18 protein-coding genes are annotated in these 17,212 nt (G+C 63.8%); 7 read left to right on the forward strand and 11 right to left on the reverse strand.

What is annotated here, in order from left to right:
* Nucleotides 1-19: 19 nt before the first annotated feature.
* Entirely contained in the window at nt 20-685 is a 666-nt protein-coding gene (locus B9A23_RS02585; RefSeq protein WP_176217821.1) for a hypothetical protein, read from the forward strand.
* Nucleotides 686-768: 83 nt separating this feature from the next.
* Here B9A23_RS02585 and B9A23_RS02590 read toward each other — a convergent pair whose 3' ends face one another.
* From B9A23_RS02590 to sdhC, 4 genes are all read right to left on the reverse strand, one after another.
* Nucleotides 769-1,488 carry a hypothetical protein gene (locus B9A23_RS02590; RefSeq protein WP_084277269.1) on the reverse strand — a complete coding sequence of 240 codons (720 nt, stop codon included), beginning with the start codon at nt 1,486-1,488 and terminating at the stop codon, nt 769-771.
* A gap of 136 nt (nt 1,489-1,624) precedes the next feature.
* A complete protein-coding gene (sdhA, locus tag B9A23_RS02595) occupies nt 1,625-3,436 on the reverse strand; it encodes a succinate dehydrogenase flavoprotein subunit (RefSeq protein ID WP_084277270.1) in 1,812 nt (603 codons plus the stop codon).
* 3 nt (nt 3,437-3,439) lie between these two features.
* Nucleotides 3,440-3,823 (reverse strand): succinate dehydrogenase, hydrophobic membrane anchor protein, encoded by a 384-nt coding sequence (gene sdhD, locus B9A23_RS02600; protein ID WP_084277271.1) that lies wholly within the window; start codon nt 3,821-3,823, stop codon nt 3,440-3,442.
* A gap of 34 nt (nt 3,824-3,857) precedes the next feature.
* A complete protein-coding gene (gene sdhC / locus B9A23_RS02605) occupies nt 3,858-4,283 on the reverse strand; it encodes a succinate dehydrogenase, cytochrome b556 subunit (RefSeq protein ID WP_084277272.1) in 426 nt (141 codons plus the stop codon).
* 159 nt (nt 4,284-4,442) lie between these two features.
* On the opposite strand from sdhC, the gene bla reads away from it, so the two are divergent.
* Genes bla through B9A23_RS02620 form a run of 3 tightly spaced genes read left to right on the forward strand, consistent with a single transcriptional unit; the run spans nt 4,443 to nt 7,110 of the window.
* Nucleotides 4,443-5,303: a subclass B3 metallo-beta-lactamase gene (bla, locus tag B9A23_RS02610; protein WP_084277273.1), complete on the forward strand. Its 861-nt coding sequence runs from the start codon at nt 4,443-4,445 to the stop codon at nt 5,301-5,303.
* Entirely contained in the window at nt 5,300-6,256 is a 957-nt protein-coding gene (locus tag B9A23_RS02615; protein WP_084277274.1) for a 50S ribosomal protein L11 methyltransferase, read from the forward strand. Before bla ends, B9A23_RS02615 begins: the two co-directional genes overlap by 4 nt.
* 56 nt (nt 6,257-6,312) lie before the next feature.
* Nucleotides 6,313-7,110, forward strand: a complete 798-nt coding sequence (locus B9A23_RS02620) for an enoyl-CoA hydratase/isomerase family protein (RefSeq protein ID WP_084277275.1) — start codon at nt 6,313-6,315, stop codon at nt 7,108-7,110.
* Here B9A23_RS02620 and B9A23_RS02625 read toward each other — a convergent pair.
* The 5 genes from B9A23_RS02625 to recN are packed head-to-tail and all read right to left on the reverse strand — an operon-like array spanning nt 7,095 to nt 12,672.
* Nucleotides 7,095-7,598 carry a CinA family protein gene (locus B9A23_RS02625; protein WP_084277276.1) on the reverse strand — a complete coding sequence of 168 codons (504 nt, stop codon included), beginning with the start codon at nt 7,596-7,598 and terminating at the stop codon, nt 7,095-7,097. The genes B9A23_RS02620 and B9A23_RS02625 overlap by 16 nt on opposite strands.
* 15 nt (nt 7,599-7,613) lie before the next feature.
* Nucleotides 7,614-8,240: a LysE family translocator gene (locus B9A23_RS02630; protein WP_084277277.1), complete on the reverse strand. Its 627-nt coding sequence runs from the start codon at nt 8,238-8,240 to the stop codon at nt 7,614-7,616.
* Between the two features lie 12 nt (nt 8,241-8,252).
* Complete coding sequence (gene ligA, locus B9A23_RS02635) at nt 8,253-10,319, reverse strand: NAD-dependent DNA ligase LigA (RefSeq protein WP_084277278.1); 2,067 nt, start codon at nt 10,317-10,319, stop codon at nt 8,253-8,255.
* Complete coding sequence (locus B9A23_RS02640; RefSeq protein ID WP_254894930.1) at nt 10,316-11,011, reverse strand: GNAT family N-acetyltransferase; 696 nt, start codon at nt 11,009-11,011, stop codon at nt 10,316-10,318. The genes ligA and B9A23_RS02640 overlap by 4 nt, the downstream gene beginning before the upstream one ends.
* Nucleotides 11,008-12,672: a DNA repair protein RecN gene (gene recN / locus B9A23_RS02645; protein ID WP_084277280.1), complete on the reverse strand. Its 1,665-nt coding sequence runs from the start codon at nt 12,670-12,672 to the stop codon at nt 11,008-11,010. Before recN ends, B9A23_RS02640 begins: the two co-directional genes overlap by 4 nt.
* A gap of 146 nt (nt 12,673-12,818) precedes the next feature.
* Between recN and B9A23_RS02650 the strand changes: the two genes are divergently transcribed.
* The 3 genes from B9A23_RS02650 (at nt 12,819) to B9A23_RS02660 (ending at nt 15,876) form a co-directional block, all read left to right on the forward strand.
* Nucleotides 12,819-13,730, forward strand: coding sequence for a UDP-2,3-diacylglucosamine diphosphatase (locus B9A23_RS02650; RefSeq protein ID WP_084277511.1), 912 nt, complete (start codon nt 12,819-12,821; stop codon nt 13,728-13,730).
* Nucleotides 13,727-14,797, forward strand: coding sequence for a glycosyltransferase family 4 protein (locus tag B9A23_RS02655; protein WP_084277281.1), 1,071 nt, complete (start codon nt 13,727-13,729; stop codon nt 14,795-14,797). The genes B9A23_RS02650 and B9A23_RS02655 overlap by 4 nt, the downstream gene beginning before the upstream one ends.
* Nucleotides 14,798-14,862: 65 nt before the next feature.
* On the forward strand, nt 14,863-15,876 hold the full coding sequence (locus B9A23_RS02660) for a DUF481 domain-containing protein (RefSeq protein WP_254894931.1): 1,014 nt from the start codon (nt 14,863-14,865) through the stop codon (nt 15,874-15,876).
* Between the two features lie 39 nt (nt 15,877-15,915).
* On the opposite strand, the gene B9A23_RS02665 is transcribed toward B9A23_RS02660, so the two are convergent.
* Together B9A23_RS02665 and B9A23_RS02670 are read right to left on the reverse strand one after the other, a co-directional pair.
* Nucleotides 15,916-16,722, reverse strand: a complete 807-nt coding sequence (locus B9A23_RS02665) for an outer membrane protein assembly factor BamD (RefSeq protein WP_084277282.1) — start codon at nt 16,720-16,722, stop codon at nt 15,916-15,918.
* 51 nt (nt 16,723-16,773) lie between these two features.
* Entirely contained in the window at nt 16,774-17,208 is a 435-nt protein-coding gene (locus B9A23_RS02670; protein ID WP_084277283.1) for an RrF2 family transcriptional regulator, read from the reverse strand.
* Nucleotides 17,209-17,212: the final 4 nt, after the last annotated feature.

Genomic DNA, 17,212 nt, shown 5'->3' on the forward strand with positions numbered 1-17,212 from the left:
AGGGCAAAAGGGGATGAAAATGATTTCTACCAAGGCCCTTCGGTTCGCAACGATACTGCCTTGCACGCTCGCCGTCGCTTCACCTCTTCTGGCACAGACTGCCGTGTCGGAAGAAAAGGTGACGGCGGGCGATGTCGTTACAAAGCCGCTGTCCGACTTCAACATCAAGAAGGATGAGATTCCCGACATTCTCGTCTCGGCGCGACAGAACCCCTATTCGATGTCGGGCCTGAAAAAGTGCCCGGCCATCGCCACCGAGGTAGGAAAGCTGGACGCCGTTCTGGGCGACGACATCGACGTAGCTCGCGACGATGGCAATTCGACCATCAAGATGGGCAACATCGCCAAGTCGCTCGTGGGATCGTTGATCCCGTTCGGCGGCGTAATTCGCGAGATCAGCGGCGCCAACGCGCAGCAGCGCAAGTGGCAGGAGGCGATCTACGCAGGCTCGGTTCGCCGTGCCTATCTCAAGGGCATGGGTGAACAGCGCGGTTGCAAATACCCTGCCCGCGCCGCATCAGCCAAGGATGCGGCGACGCTGTGGGCGGCCCGCGATGCTGCGGAGGCCAAGGGCGATGCTGGCAAGAAGGGCGACGACAAGGACAAGCAGGACAGCAAGACCAAGTCCGCGAAAGCCGAGCCAGAGAAGTTCGTGAGCAAGCCGGTCGGCCAGCGGACGCAATAGGTCGGGAGCCCAATCTGACAGCTAAAAAAGGGGCGGCATGAAACCGCCCCCTTTTTGTTGAAATTGCCCGCGCAGTCTGGGCGTCAGCCCTTAGCCTTCAGCTTGGCCAGTTCGGCGTCGAGTTCGTCCATTACCTGCTTGCGGATGGACTCCGAAAGCGACTTGTCGCGCGCTATCTCGGCACGAGCCTGGCGGATACCTTCGATCGCCTGGCTCATGGCATGACGCTCGATCTCCGCCTCGCTCCCAGCGCAAGTTCGAATGCGCACCCGCGTGATCTTGCCGTCGCCTTCCTCCGAAGTATCGACGTTGCTCAGCGCATTCTTGCCCGAACACCGCCCGCCTTCTTCCGAAACGATGTCGGTCACGCCCTCGTTTTCGCCGTCGATCACAATCACGCGCTGCTGGATGCGGTGTTCACCCTTCCCGGCCATCGGCGGAATTGGTGGCACGCGCGGAACCGGCGGAATGCCGGCCTCAGCCTGGGCGATCCTGGCCTCTACCTCGGCATCCGAGAGTGGCTTGTCGGTCTTGAAGACGAACGTCTTGCCATCGCGAGTGATGGTGCGCACATGCTGCTGGCCGTCCTCGCTGCCGCGCCGTTCGACGATCACGATCTGCTGACCCATATGCGCTGCGGGTGGTGCAGGTGGCGTTGGCGGAACCGGAGGTGCCGGCAGAGCCGACGGCGCAGGCGGGGTCGGGACAACAGATGTTCCCTGCGCCAAGGCACCCACCGCCGTAACGGCGAGCGCCGCACCTGCAATCAGCGACAACTTCGCATTCGTCGAACCGGTCTTCATCGAACTGCCTCCCCGGGCTGCCCTTTTCATCGGGCCAAAATGACTGGTGCCGGAGTATCATACCCCGGCACCACATCATTTCCTGTTCGACCAACCGCTGGTCCGGCTGGACCAGTGTCAACCAATCGGCGTCAGGTCAGTACACGCGCTTCTTGGGCTTGATGTACTCGACGTCGTCGGTCAGCGTGTATTCGTGGACTGGGCGGTAGTCGAGACGGACTTCGCCGCCCTTGCCGCCCCAGCCGTTGAACCAGGCTGCGGTATGCTTCATCCATTCGGCATCGTTGCGATCGGGGAAGTCCTCGTGCGCGTGGGCGCCGCGGCTTTCCTTGCGGTTGTAGGCCGAATGCATGGTGACCGATGCCTGGCTGATCAGGTTGTCGAGTTCGAGTGTCTCGACCAGGTCCGAGTTCCAGATCAGCGAACGGTCGGACACGTGAATGTCCTCCATGCGCTTGTAGGTGTTGGCGAGCTTTTCCTTGCCCTCGGCCATAAGCTCGTCGGTGCGGAACACAGCGGCATGGGCCGACATCGTGCGCTGCATCTCGATGCGCACTTCTGCCGTGGGTGAACCACCCTTGGCATGGCGGAAATGATCGAGGCGGGTCAGCGCGAGGTCCGCGCTGTCCTTGGGCAACGAGTTGTGCGACGTGCCCGGCTTGATCAGTTCCTTGAGACGCAGGCCAGTGGCACGACCGAACACGACGAGGTCGATCAGCGAGTTCGAGCCGAGACGGTTGGCACCGTGGACCGAAACGCAGGCAGCCTCGCCCACCGCGAACAGGCCGGGGACGACCGTCTCGGGGTTGCCGTCGGCACCGATGGTGACGACTTCGCCGTGGTAGTTACAAGGGATGCCGCCCATGTTGTAGTGGACGGTCGGAACGACCGGCAGCGGCTGGCGGGTCAGGTCGACGCCTGCGAAGATCTTGCCGCTTTCGGTGATGCCCGGAAGACGCTCGGCCAATACGCCCGCATCGATGTGATCGAGGTGCAGGTAGATGTGGTCCTTGTGCGGGCCGACACCGCGGCCTTCACGGATTTCCATGGCCATCGAACGCGAGACAACGTCACGCGAGGCGAGGTCCTTGGCCGAGGGAGCATAGCGCTCCATGAAGCGCTCGCCCTCGGAGTTGGTGAGGTAACCGCCCTCGCCGCGCGCGCCTTCGGTGATCAGCACACCTGCGCCATAGATGCCGGTCGGGTGGAACTGGACGAACTCCATGTCCTGCAGCGGGAGACCTGCGCGCAGGACCATGCCGCCGCCGTCACCGGTGCAGGTGTGGGCAGACGTGGCAGTGAAGTACGAACGGCCATAGCCGCCGGTGGCGAGCACGACCGCGTGGCTGCGGAAACGGTGGATAGAACCATCGTCCATGCACAGCGCGATCACGCCGCGGCATTCGCCGTTCTCCATGATCAGGTCGATCGCGAAGTATTCGATGAAGAAGTCCGCATCGTACTTCAGCGACTGCTGGTAGAGCGCATGGAGCATGGCGTGGCCGGTACGGTCGGCCGCGGCGCAGGTGCGCTGCACCGGCGGGCCTTCGCCCATGTTCTGCATGTGGCCGCCGAACGGGCGCTGGTAGATCGTGCCCTCGGGGTTGCGGCTGAACGGCACGCCAGCGTGCTCGAGTTCGTAGACTGCAGCCGGGGCTTCGCGCACCATGTACTCGATCGCATCCTGGTCACCCAGCCAGTCCGACCCCTTCACGGTGTCGTACATGTGCCAGGTCCAGTGATCGGGCGAGTTGTTGCCGAGCGAGGCGGCGATGCCACCCTGCGCCGCCACGGTGTGCGAGCGCGTCGGGAAGACCTTGGTGATGCAGGCGGTGCGCAGGCCGGCCTGGGCCGAACCCATGGTGGCGCGCAGGCCCGAACCGCCGGCACCGACGACGACGGTGTCGTAGGTGTGGTCGATGATCTTGTAGGCAGGCTGTGAAGTCATGTCTTATGCGCCCCCGAGCGCAATGCGCAGAACCGAAAGGATGCCAAAGGCAGCAGCCGCGAACGGCACTGCATTGACCAGAAGCCAGGCAATGACCTTGCCGCCTTCTTCATGGACATAATCTTCGAGCATGACCTGCACGCCCATACGGGCATGGGTGAAGGTATTGATCATGATCAGGATCAGCGCGATCGACGGCAGCGGCCGTGCGACCCAGCCCCGCACCGTGGCGTAGCTGTGATCCGGCAGCAACGCGAGGCTGGCGATCAGGAACGTGATCAGGACAAGGTTGCCTACCGCCGTCAGGCGCTGCGTGAGCCAGTGGTGCGTACCTTCGTGACTGGAGCCCAGCCCGCGTACGCGGCCGATTGAGGTGCCGTTACCCATGAGATGCCTCTCTAGCTAAGGTTCGTGCCGGCGCTCAGCGCAGCAGCACGAAGGCCCAGAATGCGATGGTGAGGATGACCGAGATGACGATCGTCAGGCTCGACCAGCGGGCGTTGGTTTCCAGTTCGTATCCCGCGCCGATATCGAGGATCAGGTGGCGGATGCCCGATGCGGCGTGCTGGAAGAAGGCCCAGGTCAGGCCGACGAGCACGATCTTGCCGAGGATCGCGGTAACGGCTTGCAGGCCACCGCCGGTGCCGAGCCACACGTAGTCCAGGAACGTCTGATAGGCCCCTGCCCCACTTGCCAGCGCACCGATCCACCACAACAGGAGACCAAGTCCTGCAAAGGCAAGGCCGTTGCCGGTAATGCGGTGCAGGATCGAAACCAGCATGGCCGGGCCCCAGCGCCAGATCTGGAGATGCGGAGAAATCGGCTGTGCCTTGCGCGACTGCGCCATGAATATACCCCCTCGACTAGGTACAAGGATCGCGAGGGGCAGGCCCCCGCGACGGATTGCGAGTCCTATTAGTCGAAAAGACTGCCTGCGCAAGCGTATGCGGGATGTAAAAAAGGACAGCCGGTTGCGCTTGCCCAGTGGGGTGCCTAGACGCACCTCATGAGTTTAACTCTTGCCCTGCTGGCAGCAACTGCGACGACCGCCGTTGCATCGCCGCCCTCGTCCGATTCCGTCGCGCTGGCCCGTGTCTGCGAGGGCAAGGACGGGTTCGCCGATCCCGCTCCGCCCGCAAAGGTCTTCGGCAACGTCTGGTACGTCGGCACTTGCGGCGTGACGGTTCTGCTCGTGACCGGACCGCAAGGGCACATCCTGGTTGATGCGGGTGTGGAAGAGGCAGTTCCGCAAGTCCTTGCGAACATCCACAAGCTGGGCTTCAACCCGAAGGACGTGGGCCTCATCGTGTCGAGCCACGAGCATTTCGACCATGTGGGCGGCTTGGCAGCGCTGGAAAAGGCAACGGGCGCGCGGTTCGTTGCTACGGCTGAAGCGGCAAAGGTCATTCGCAGCGGCAAGGTCAGCCCGGCCGATCCGCAAGCGCAGGAGATCCACGGTTCACGCCCGGCGCGGGTGAACGGCATTCTCAAGACTGGCGACGTGTTCAACGTCGGGCCTCTCAGGATCACGGCGTTCCGGACACCGGGGCATACCGAGGGTTCGACGAGCTGGACCTGGACATCGTGCCAGGGGACGGACTGTCGCACGATGACGTACGTCGACAGCCTGACCGCGCTGCCGCTCGGCACGTATCGCTTTGCTGATCACCCCGATCGCGTTGCAATGTTCCGCAAGACCTTCGCCGAGGTCGAGGCGCTGCAATGTGGCATCCTGTTGACGCCGCACCCTTCAGCGAGCGCCATGTTCGAGCGGATGAGCGGTGCGCAGCCAATGGAAGACTCCGAAGCCTGCAAGGCGCTTGTCGCGAGCGCGCGGGACCGGCTGGAAAAGGCGCTGGTGAAGTGAGCTGGAAAGTCACCGTTTTCGCACCGCGCGACGTCGTTCAGGCTGCGCTGATCGCGCATGAGGATGCGTGGGACTGGGACCACGACATCGTCATCGCCGGGAGCGAGATTGCCGAGGACAAGCCCGAGGACTGGCAGCTTGAAGCCTGGCTCGACCGCAAGCCGACCAAGGCCGACCAGAACGCCATCGCCGACCTGTTCGAGGGCACGCCGCCCAAGCTGCAGATCGAGAAGCTGCCCGAGACCGACTGGGTGACGCTGAGCCAGCAAGGCGTCGAACCGATCCGCGAGGGCGTGTTCCACGTTCATACGCCGGAATATCCGCCGCTCCACCTGCGCGGAGTCCGCGATTTCGTGATCCCGGCAAGCCAGGCCTTCGGCACCGGCCAACATGCGACGACGGCGGGTTGCCTCGCCATGCTCAGCCACATGAAGCAGCAGGGCACCACCGTTCGCAATCTTGCCGATATCGGCACCGGCACCGGGTTGCTCGGCTTTGCGGGACTGCACCTGTGGCCCAATGCGCATGCCATCGCGAGCGACATCGACGCCGTGTGCGGGCCGGTGGTGGCGGAAAACGCCGACAACAATGGCATCCCGCTCGGGCATGGCGCCGGCCGCATGGCGATGGTCATTGCCGCGGGCATGGATCATCCGCTGCTGGAAGCTGCCGGCCCTTACGATCTGCTGATCGCCAACATTCTGGCCGGACCGCTGGTCGAACTGGCACCGGATTTCGCCCGCGCGGTGGTGCCCGGTGGCAGCGTCCTGCTCGCAGGCTTGCTCGAGACGCAGGAAGCTGCGGTGCGCGCGGCCTATCGCAAGGCGGGCTTGCGGCTGGCAGCGCGGATGGTGCGCGGCGATTGGTCGATCCTGTGGCTGCGCCGGCGGGCGGCAGGCACCGTGCGATCGAGCCGGGTCGGCGCTTTGGCAGAATGGTCGAAACGCTGGTAGGGGCTTGTGCATTGCGCCTTCCCGTTTAATCATTCGATTAAGACGGGAGATGTGCGATGGACTACGAGACCTTCACTGTCGAAAAGCGCGGGGCGGCCGATTGGCTGACGCTCAACCGACCGGATGTTCTCAACGCCATCTCCCTGCAGATGGTGCGCGAGCTTTCCGACTACTTCGGCGCCCTGTTCAACGACCGCGATACGCGCGTCGTCGTGATGCGCGGCGCGGGCAAGGCGTTCTGCGCCGGGCTCGACATAAAGGAACGGGCAGAGAACCGGGAGCAAATCCCGTTCGCGGGCGGCTTCGGTTTTCAGGGGTATCTCGCCGACGTCTATATAAAGATGCGCCGCTGTCCGCAGCCGATCGTCAGCCTCGTTCATGGCACGGCCTGCGGTGGTGGCTTCTCCTTCGTACTGGCATCGGACATCCGCATCGCGGGGACGAGCGCGAAGATGAATGCTGCCTACATCAAGCTGGGGCTGTCGGCCTGCGACATGGGCTGCAGCTATTTCCTGCCTCGGCTCATTGGAACGTCGGTGGCCAGCGAGCTGATGCTGACAGGACGATTCATTCATGCCCCGCGTGCGCTGGCAACGGGCCTGGTGTCGGAAGTCGTACCCGACGACCAGCTTGAAGCGGTCGGGCAAGGCTATGTGGAGGACTTGCTTGCCGCATCGCCGATGGGACTGCGGTTGACCAAGGAGGGGCTCAACCTTGCGATCGATGCGCCAAGCCTTGAAGCGGGGATGGCAATCGAGAACCGAAACCAGTTGATGACCTCGGCCAGCCCCAACTTCCGAGAGGGCATGCAGGCTTTCCTCGAGAAGCGGAAACCGAACTACCTGCCCGAATGACCGGCCAAGGTGTCACGGAGGAGGCTCAAGGCAGCAGCGGTGAAGGCCTGCATGTTGCCGAGGCGTTCATCGCTTTGCGTGACAACCTGCACCGAGGCTTCGACCCCGCCGGGACCGACCACGCCGATGGCGCTGGTGCCCGATGAAACGCCGAGCGGATGGGCGCTCCCGCCCGATGCGCCGGTTTCTGCAATGCCCCAATCGGCACCGTAGCGCTGTCGGATCAGCCGCGCCTGCGCCAGCGCGTAGTCTTCGCGGGCGGAAGTGAAGCCGCGCAGTGATCCCGGCGGATGATCGAGCACGATGCGCCGCCCTTTCAGGGTATAGACGATACCGCCACCCAGATAGAACGCCGATGCGCCCGGCATCGCGAGCAGGCTGGCGGAAATCAGACCTCCGGTCGAACCGTCGACGACAGCGATGGTCTCCCCGCGCTGCTTGAGCAGTGCGCCCGCATCGGCAGCGATTGCAGCGAGATCTTCAAGCATGCTCAACTCCTGCCGTCATGATCGCGAAAGCAGCATTCCTATGCCGAACGCGGCAAAGATGCCTCCGGTCACCCGATTGAACAGCACCTGCATGTTCGGCCGCGTCAACGCCCTGGCGATCGTGCGCCCGCCGAGCGCGTATACGAAAAACCACGATATCTCGATGACGCCGAAGGTCAGCACCATGATGGCGAATTGCGGCAATTCGGGCCGGTTGGCGTCGATGAACTGGGGCAGGAAGGCAGCGGCGAAAAGAAGGGCCTTGGGATTGGAAATGCCGACACCGAATGCCGTGCGGAAAATTCGGGCGCTTGTGATCTCGGCGTCACCACGGCCTGTGCCCGCATCCACGTCGGAGACCGGGCTGGTCCAGGCCTTGTATCCCAACCACAGCAGATAGCCCGCACCGAGGATGCGCAAGACCGTGAAGGCACCTGGCAGGGCGGTGAGCAGCGCGGTCAAGCCGAGCGCCGAGGCACTGAGCAGACTGACCACGGCAAGAAAACATCCCGCCATCGCAAAGACCGTGCGACGCAGGCCAAACTGGACGCTCCGGCTCATCACGTGCAGCATGTTCGGACCGGGAGAGCCGGAAATGAAGAAGACGGTGGCGGCAAAGAGCCACCAGGTGTGAAACGCCATGGCTGCCCTGCCCTACCCTGCCGCCTTCACGATCTCGGCCCAAGCGGCCTCATCGATCACGTCAATGCCCAGCGCCGCCGCCTGCTTGAGCTTCGAGCCAGCGCCGGGGCCTGCAACGACGAGGTCCGTCTTGGCTGAAACCGAGCCTGCCGCGCGCGCGCCAAGAGCTTCGGCCTGGGCCTTTGCCTCGTCGCGGCTCATGGTTTCGAGCTTGCCGGTGAAGACGATGGTCTTGCCAGCCACGGCACTGTCCTTCGTCTCGACCACGTAAGCTGGCGGGGAAACCTCCGAAAGCAGGTCTTCCCACACGGCGATGTTGTGTGGTTCGTGGAAGAAATCGCCCAGCGCTTCAACAACAACCGGGCCGACGCCTTCGATGGAGAGGAGGTCTGCAGTCGCTTCGCCACCTTCCCGCGCCGCAACGGCTGCATCGCGCAGGACCGGAAGCGTGACGAAACGCTTCATCAAATCCCGCGCGGTGACTGCGCCGACATGGCGGATGCCGAGGCCGAACAGCAGGCGCGCCGCGTCCGGTTCGCGTTTCGCCTCGATAGCTGCCAACAGGTTGTCCACAGACTTGTCCTTCCAGCCTTCGCGCCCGACGATGTCGCTGCGGCGCTTCCTCAGGCGGAAGATGTCGGCCGGGCTTTCGAGCCAGCCGAGGTGGAAGAACTCGATGATGGTCTTCTCGCCCAAGCCCTCGATATCGAGCGCGGCCCGGCTGACGAAATGCTTGAGCCGCTCGACGCGCTGGGCGGGGCAGATCAGCCCGCCGGTGCACCGCACATCCACCTCGCCTTCCTCGGCAACCGCTTCGGACTGGCATTCGGGGCAATGGTCAGGGAAAGCATAGGCTTCGCGCGTCTCGTCGCGGGTCAAGTTCTCGACCACCTGCGGGATAACGTCGCCCGCGCGTTGCAGCACGATGCGATCGCCGACGCGCAGGCCCAGACGCCCGATCTCATCGCGATTATGCAGCGTGACGTTGGTCACGGTGACGCCGCCGACCAGAACCGGCTTCAGGCGACCGACCGGCGTCAGCTTGCCGGTCCGGCCAACCTGGATGTCGATGGCCTCAAGCGTCGTCTCGGCGCGCTCTGCCGGAAACTTGTGGGCGATCCCCCAGCGCGGCGCCTTGGCGACGAAGCCGAGGCGCTCCTGCCAATCGAGCCGGTCGACCTTGTAAACCACACCATCGATATCATACGGCAGATCGGCGCGCTGCTCGCCGATTGTGCTATAATGCGCGACCATCTCCGCTGCTGATGCGCAGCGTACCAGCAGCGGCGATACGGGCAGGCCCCAGTCAGCAATCTTGCGCATCATCTCGAACTGGGTGGCGGCCGGAACTTCGCTGGCAGCGCCCCAGCCATGGGCGAGGAAACGCAAGGGACGGCTCGCGGTAACGCTGGCGTCCTTCTGGCGCAGCGATCCGGCGGCTGCATTGCGCGGGTTGGCAAAGATCTTGTCCCCGGCTTCTGCCTGCCGGGCATTGAGCGCGAGGAAATCAGCCTTGGCCATGTAGACTTCGCCACGGATCTCGAACACCGCGGGAACGTCAAACAGGCCGGTGCCCTTCAGCTCCTGCGGGATGTCTGCAATATGCGCGACATTGGCCGTGACATCCTCGCCCACCTGGCCGTCACCACGCGTGGCAGCGCGAACCAGCTTGCCATTCTCGTAGCGCAGCGAGCAGGACAGGCCATCGATCTTGTCCTCGGCGGTCATCACCACTTCCGCGCTTTCGGAAAGGGCGAGAAAGCGGCGGACGCGCCCGACAAATTCCTCAACCTCCTCGTCGGTGAAGGCGTTATCGAGGCTCATCATGCGAACCTCGTGGGCCACCTTGCGTAAAGGGGAGGACGCAACTTCATGGCCGACCTGCGCGCTCGGGCTGTCGGGCCGGATCAAATGCGGATAGGCAGCCTCAAGCTCGGCATTGCGACGCACGAGCGCATCGTATTCAGCGTCGGAAATCTCCGGCGCATCCTCGGCATGGTAAAGCCGGTTGGCGCGCGCAATTTGCCTCGCCAGCCGCATCAGTTCGTTGGCGGCATCGGCTTCTGTCATCTCGATCATTCGTCAGGTCCAAGGAGCGTGGCGACCATTTCGCGGCGCGACCGAAAGCCGAGGCTTTCATAAAGCCGGATGGCCGAGGCGTTGGAGGCGTAGCTATGGAGGTATGGAACTTCGCCGCGAGCCGTCATGCCGGCCATGACCTTGCAGATCAGCCGCGCGGCAAGGCCCCTGCCCCGGAATTCGGGCCAGGTGCAGACGCCGCTGAGTTCGGCGAGGTGGCTGGCCGGACGCATGCGCTCTCCGGCCATCGCGGCCAGCCTTCCATTTACGCGGATGCCGTAGAACTGGCCATAGCGCCAGGTCTGTGAAGCCCAAGGCCCGGGCTCGGTGGCCATTGCCAATTGCGCCATCTCCGCAGCATCGCCTGCGCCCAACGCAACGATGTCCGGATCAATGCAAGACCCGATTTCACCGTCGGCAATCATCTGCAGGAGCGGCGCTTCCTTGAGCACGCGCAAGCCTTTTGGCGCGCTGACGGCGCTGGGCTCTACAAGCCAGATCTCGCCGCCATGAAGATGATTGCACAAGCCCTGCTCGGCGTCCGGAGCGGCTGCCGCAAACGGCCCATAGGCTGGATCGAGCCGGCGGACATTGCCCCCGCCCACGTCAAGCGCGCTCTGCGGTCCGCCGAGCGAGTGCCACACCGGGCGATCGAGTACGTCCGCGTCTGACATTGGCACAACGATGCTCACGCCTTTTCCAGCAGCCGGTCAGCCTGGGCGCGAGCTTCTGCGGTAACTTCGGCGCCCGAAAGCATCCGCGCGATCTCTTCCTTGCGCGCTGCCGCATCCAGAAGGGCAACGGACGTGCGGGTGACGGTGCCCTGCGAGGACTTGGCGATCATGTAGTGCCGGTCTCCCCGCGCCGCGACTTGCGGGCTGTGGGTTACCGCCAGAAGCTGTCCCCCGCCGGCAAGGCGCGAAAGCCGGTCACCGATCGCGCTGGCCACCGCACCGCCGACACCGCGGTCGATCTCGTCGAAGATGATCGTAGCGGCTCCGCCTTCTTCGGCCAGCGCAACCTTGAGCGCGAGGATGAAGCGGGAAAGTTCGCCGCCCGAGGCGATCTTGCCCAGCGGAGCAAAGTCCGCACCGGGGTTTGTGGAAATCAGGAATTCAACCGCATCGATCCCGCCAGCGCCCCAGCGATCCTCGGGCAGGCGCAGCACGGCCGTGTGGAACTTTGCCGCATCGAGCTTCAATGGCGCCAACTCGGCAGCAACGGCCTTGTCGAGCCGGCGCGCAGCCTCGGCGCGCTGGACCGAAAGCGTTTCGGCTTTTGCCTGATAATCCAGTGCAGCCTCGCGCGCAGTTCGTTCAAGTCCGGCGATCTGCGCCTCGCCGCCTTCGATGGCATCGAGCGCGGTGCGCATCTCGGCCATCTTGTGCGGCAGTTCGTCAACCGTGCAGCTATGCTTTCTGGCCGCGGCGCGCAGGTCGAATAGCCGGGTCTCGATCCGATCGAGCAGCGCGGGGTCATGAGCGAGTGCTTCGGCTGCGCGGGCAAGTTTGTCCTCGGCCTCGCCCGCTTCGATCACGGCACGGTCAAGCGCTTCAAGCGCTTCTGCCAGCAGGGGGTGCTCGGTGGCGATCCGGTCAAGCCGGCGCGCCGCGCTGCGCAAGGTGGCCAGCGCCGAATCCGAGCCCTCCCACAAGCGCTGCAACTCGACGAGATCGCCCGAAAGTCGCTCCCCCTTCTGCATGTCGGCGCGCTGACCGGCAAGTTCGTCTTCCTCGCCAATGACCGGAGCCAAGGCGTTGAGTTCGGCAAGATGGGCCAGGAGCAGATCCTGCTCCTCCGCTGCGCGGGAGACGGCTGCGCGGGCAGATTGCAGCGCATCTTCGGCCTTGCGCCATTTCGCCCAGGCAGCTTCCACTCCAGCGGCATCTGCCCCTGCGTACCTGTCAAGCAAGGCGCGGTGCCCGCGCGCGTTGACGAGACCGCGATCATCGTGCTGGCCGTGCAACTCGACAAGGCTGCGCGCCAGTTCGCGCAGCAGTGCGACGCCAACGGGCTGGTCGTTCACGAAGGCTTTCGAGCCGCCATCGCGCCGGACCCGCCGCTTGACGATGAGCGGCTCTCCCGGCTCGACGTCGACCTCCGCTTCGCCCAGCGCGGCTCTGATCGCTGCCGGAAGCTTGTCGAATTCGAACGTGGCGGTCACGCTTGCCTGATCTTCGCCCGCGCGAACAAGGCCACTGTCGGCACGATCTCCCAGGATCAGGCCCAGCGCATCAAGCAAGATCGATTTGCCGGCCCCGGTCTCGCCCGTCAGCACGCCGAGTCCGCCGGCGAAATTGAGGTCGAGCGCTTCGATGAGCACGACGTTGCGGATCGACAGGCTGGTGAGCATCGCGCGATTCTCTAGCCGGTTGTCACGCGCTCGTCCACGCACGGCAGCAAGTTCGTTCTACACTTGTTTCAGTGCGGTGACAGGCTGCCACATGGCCGCAACGCGAATCTGCCATTGCCTCGACCGACATGGAGAAAGGTTCGTCGATGGCGCGCGTTGCAAAGCTCGATGGCAAACAGCCGTTCAAGACCGCCGCTGAACTTGTTGCTTCGGCTCCGGCATGGCTCGACTTGCCCGAACCGCGAGGGTTTCGCCCGAAGCGCAAGTATCGCACGGTTTGGATCTCCGACGTTCATCTTGGCACGCGCGGTTGCAATGCCGGCCTGCTACTCGATTTCCTTTCGGCCATCGAATGCGAGACACTCTACCTCGTCGGTGACATCGTCGATGGTTGGCGGTTGCGCAAGGGATGGTTCTGGCCTGACGCACACAACGAAGTGGTGCGCCGAATTCTCAAGATGGCGCATCGCGGGACCCGCGTTGTGCTGATTGCCGGCAACCATGACGAAATGCTCCGCCCCTACGCAGGCATGAGCTTCGGCGGCGTCGAACTCGCGCTCGAAACCATTCACGTGACTGCAGACGGCCGCCGGCTGCTCGTGACACACGGCGATGGCTTCGATGGCGTGGTGCTCTATGCCCGCTGGCTCGCCTTCCTCGGCGACAAGGCCTATTCGCTGCTCCTGCGCGCCAACGTCTTGTTCAATCTGGCGCGGCGCCAATTCAAGCTGCCCTACTGGTCGCTTTCCGCCTATCTCAAGAAGAAGGTGAAGAACGCTGTCCAGTTCGTCTGCGATTTCGAGGAAGCGGTAGCCCACGCCGCGCGCGACATGGGCGTCGACGGCGTCGTGTGCGGGCACATCCACTGCGCCGAGATCCGTCAGATCGGCGATGTCACTTATTACAACGACGGCGATTGGGTCGAAAGCTGCACCGCGCTGGTCGAAGACGCCTTCGGTGCGATCGCGATCGTCGACTGGGCTGAAGAGACCCGGCGCAATGCTGCTCTGAAGGCCGTGCTTAAACCCATTCCGCAGCTTGAGGAGGAACCGGCATGAGGATTGCGATCTGCACCGACGCCTGGCACCCGCAGGTCAACGGCGTTGTCCGCACCCTGGCGGCAACGGTCGACCGACTGACCATGCTTGGCCACGAGATCGAACTGATCACGCCTGGCCAGTTCCTCACCCTGCCACTGCCCGGCTACAGTGAAATCCGCCTGGCCATGGCGCCCCGGTTCGGGACGCGGCGGACCCTGGCCGATTTCGCGCCCGACTTAGTGCACATCGCCACCGAAGGGCCGATTGGCTGGAGCGCACGAAGCTGGTGCAAGGCCAACGACGTCCCGTTCACCACCGCCTTCCATACGCGCTTTCCGGAATATGCGGCGGTTCGCACTGGTCTGAGCGCGGATCATTTCTGGCCGCTCATGCGTCGCTTCCATGCCGCCAGCCGTGCCGTGCTGGTATCGACACCCACGCTTGCCCGCGAACTTGCCGGACAGGGCATCGGCCATACCAGGCTGTGGACCCGCGGCATTGATCGGGACCTTTTCCATCCCGGGCACGAACCATTAGAATCCCTCGCAAACCTCCCACGACCGATCCTGCTTAACGTCGGCCGCGTCGCGATCGAGAAGAACCTTACAGCCTTCCTCGATGCCGATGTGCCCGGCACAAAGGTCGTGGCAGGATCGGGACCCGACCTAGTTCGCCTGCGGCACCGCTATCCCGATGCCGTGTTCCTCGGCCCGCTTCATGGCGAGGATCTGGCGCGCGCCTATTGCTCGGCTGATGTCTTCGTCTTTCCGAGCCGGACCGACACGTTCGGTCTTGTCATGATCGAGGCGCTTGCCAGTGGATTGCCGGTGGCGGCTTATCCGGTGCCGGGCCCGCTCGATATCGTCGGCCCGCGCGGCCGAGGCCCCGCCGACGACCTGCCGATGCAGATCGGCGCTCTGGAAGATGATCTTGCCCTGGCGATCGCGAAGGCATTGCGCTGTCACCGTCTCGGTGCGGCGGTGCAAGGTGCGCGATACAATTGGGACCGCGCGACCGAGCAGTTCCTTCAGGCTGTTGGTGCAGCGCTTGCGCCCGCGCCGCAGGGCGATTTGCTGCCCGCCTGACCTTCGTCTGTCGCATGCGTTTTCAGCCGGTTGCCGCAAAAGCGGTAGTCACTGGCGGAAAGCACATGCTAGACAGCCGCCATGGAACGGTCAGCATGATCCTTGCTACAGTCGGCTTGTCCGCCGCACTTGCGTTCTCCGCGGCACTTGCATCCGCGTCACAGGAATCCGCGGACGCGGCAATGCCCGTGGGCATAAACGCCGTGCTTGAAAACGCCCTTGCATCAGGCGATCCGGTCGAGATCGAAGCGGTGTCGCGAGTGGCCAAGCGAACCTATCCGGCGTTCTCAGAGGAGATCGACCGCAGACTGGCGCTCTGGCGTGCAACGCGCGAGACAATTGCGCTGCCGCCGGTCCTTGCCGTGAATACAGCGCCAGCACTGGCGGCAAAAGCTCCGGTCGCCCCCGTATCTGCAACGCTGCCCACGCTGCCGACCCTGATCAAATCGTCCGGCGAAGGCGAAGCCGGAGCGTTTGCCAACACCGGCAATGCCCCGGGGATCGGCCTTGTGGGCGGGTTCAAGATGCTCGTCGAGGGTGCGAACTGGCGCATCGGCACCAATGCTCGGGCCGATTACCAGGAAACCGCCGACGTCGTGATCCGCGAGCAATACCGCGTTTCGGCCGAGCCGAACTACAAGTTCGACGAACGCGGCTATCTGTTCGGCTTGGGGCAGTACGAAAAGGATCGCTTCCAGGGGTTCGACTCCCGCTACAGCGTGTCGGGCGGTCTGGGCTACAACCTGCTCAAGAGCAACGACGCCAAGCTCAGCGTCAAGGGTGGTCCTGCGTGGCGCGTGACCAATCCGGTCGACGGCGAAAGAGAGTCGGTCGTTGCCGGCCTCGCGTCCCTGGAAGCCAAGTTCAAGCTGACACCCACGCTAACCTACAGCCAGGACGCAAGCGCCTACGTCGATGCCGAAGGAAGCACGTTCTACACGCTCGCCGCGCTCGATTCGCGGCTGATCGGCAAGCTGAAGGCGCGGTTGTCGTACATGGTGCAGTATGAAACCGCCCCCGAAATCGGGCGCATCGGAACCGACACGACCAGTCGACTCACACTCGTCTACGGCTTCTGAGAAATTGCCGACGCGGTTGCCGCGCCGGCCAATGCAGCGTCAGACGGCTTTGGTGCCCGGCGCGTACTTGTTCATCAGCTCGTACGAACGCTCGTACCACTTGCTGCCTGGATAGTTGGTGCCGAGCACGGCCGCAGCCTTCTGCGCTTCGACCGGCAGGCCGAGCGAGAGGTAGCTTTCGACCAGACGATAAAGTGCTTCCGGCGCATGGCTGGTGGTCTGGTATTTCTCGGCAACAGCGCGGAAGCGCAGCGTTCCGGCGAGCCACTTGCCGCTGCGCTGGTACATGCGGCCGATCTCCATTTCCTTGCCGGCAAGGTGATCGTTGATCAGGTCGATCTTCAGGCGCGCGTCGGCGGCGTAGTCGGTGTTGGGGTAGCGACGGACCAACTCGTTCATCGCCGTCAGCGCCTGCTGAGTGATCTTCTGGTCGCGCGTGACGTCAGAGATCTGCTCGTAATAGCACAGCGCGACGAGGTAGTAGGCGTAAGGCGCGTCCTTGTTGCCGGGGTGGATCGACAGGAACCGCTGCGCCGACTGGACCGACTTGGAATAATCGCGAGCGGCGTAGTAGCTGAACGCGCTCATCAACTGCGCGCGGCGCGCCCACGGCGAATAGGGATGCTGGCGTTCGACCTCGTCGAACAGGGCAGCAGCCTGCTTGGCGTCTCCGCGATCGAGCCGATCCTTGGCCGCCGTGTACAGCGTATCCACGTCGCGTGCGACGTAGGCCACGTCCTTCTTCTTGTTGCTCCCGCCAGCACAACCGGCGGTCACGCCCATGGCGACAGTGGCGGCAGCAAGGACGGCGAAGCGCAACGGACGGCGCATGTCGAGGACGGTCATGCCGACCCTATAGCCAGCCGGTTCCTGAACGCCAAGTGAAGTTGCAGGGTTTTACGCTTCGGCGAAAGGTGGCTCGACCTTGATAGGGTCGGCGAGTGTGATTCGGTCGAGGATGGCGGCGGTATCGTCGCGAAGTTGCAGCATCAGGCCGCGCAGCCGACATTCGGCTTCAGGAAGGCAATTGTTGCACTTCTCGTGCGCATTGCGCGCCGCACAGGGAACCAGGGCAAGACTGCCACGAGTCAGGCGGATGATGTCGCCATAACGGATGTCGACGGGAGGCAGGGCAAGTTCGTAACCGCCTTCGCGCCCCCGGTGCGAGATGACAATGCCTTCCCGTGCCATTTCCGACAGGATGACGGTCAGGAACTTGCGGGGAATATTCTGCGCTTCAGCAATCGCGTCGAGCCGCACCGGGCCCTGCCCGAACGTATCAGCCAAGTGCTGCAGAGCACGGATTGTGTAGCGGGTCTTCTGCGAAAGCATGAGA

Source organism: Novosphingobium sp. B1 (assembly GCF_900176395.1).
Taxonomy (GTDB): domain Bacteria; phylum Pseudomonadota; class Alphaproteobacteria; order Sphingomonadales; family Sphingomonadaceae; genus Novosphingobium.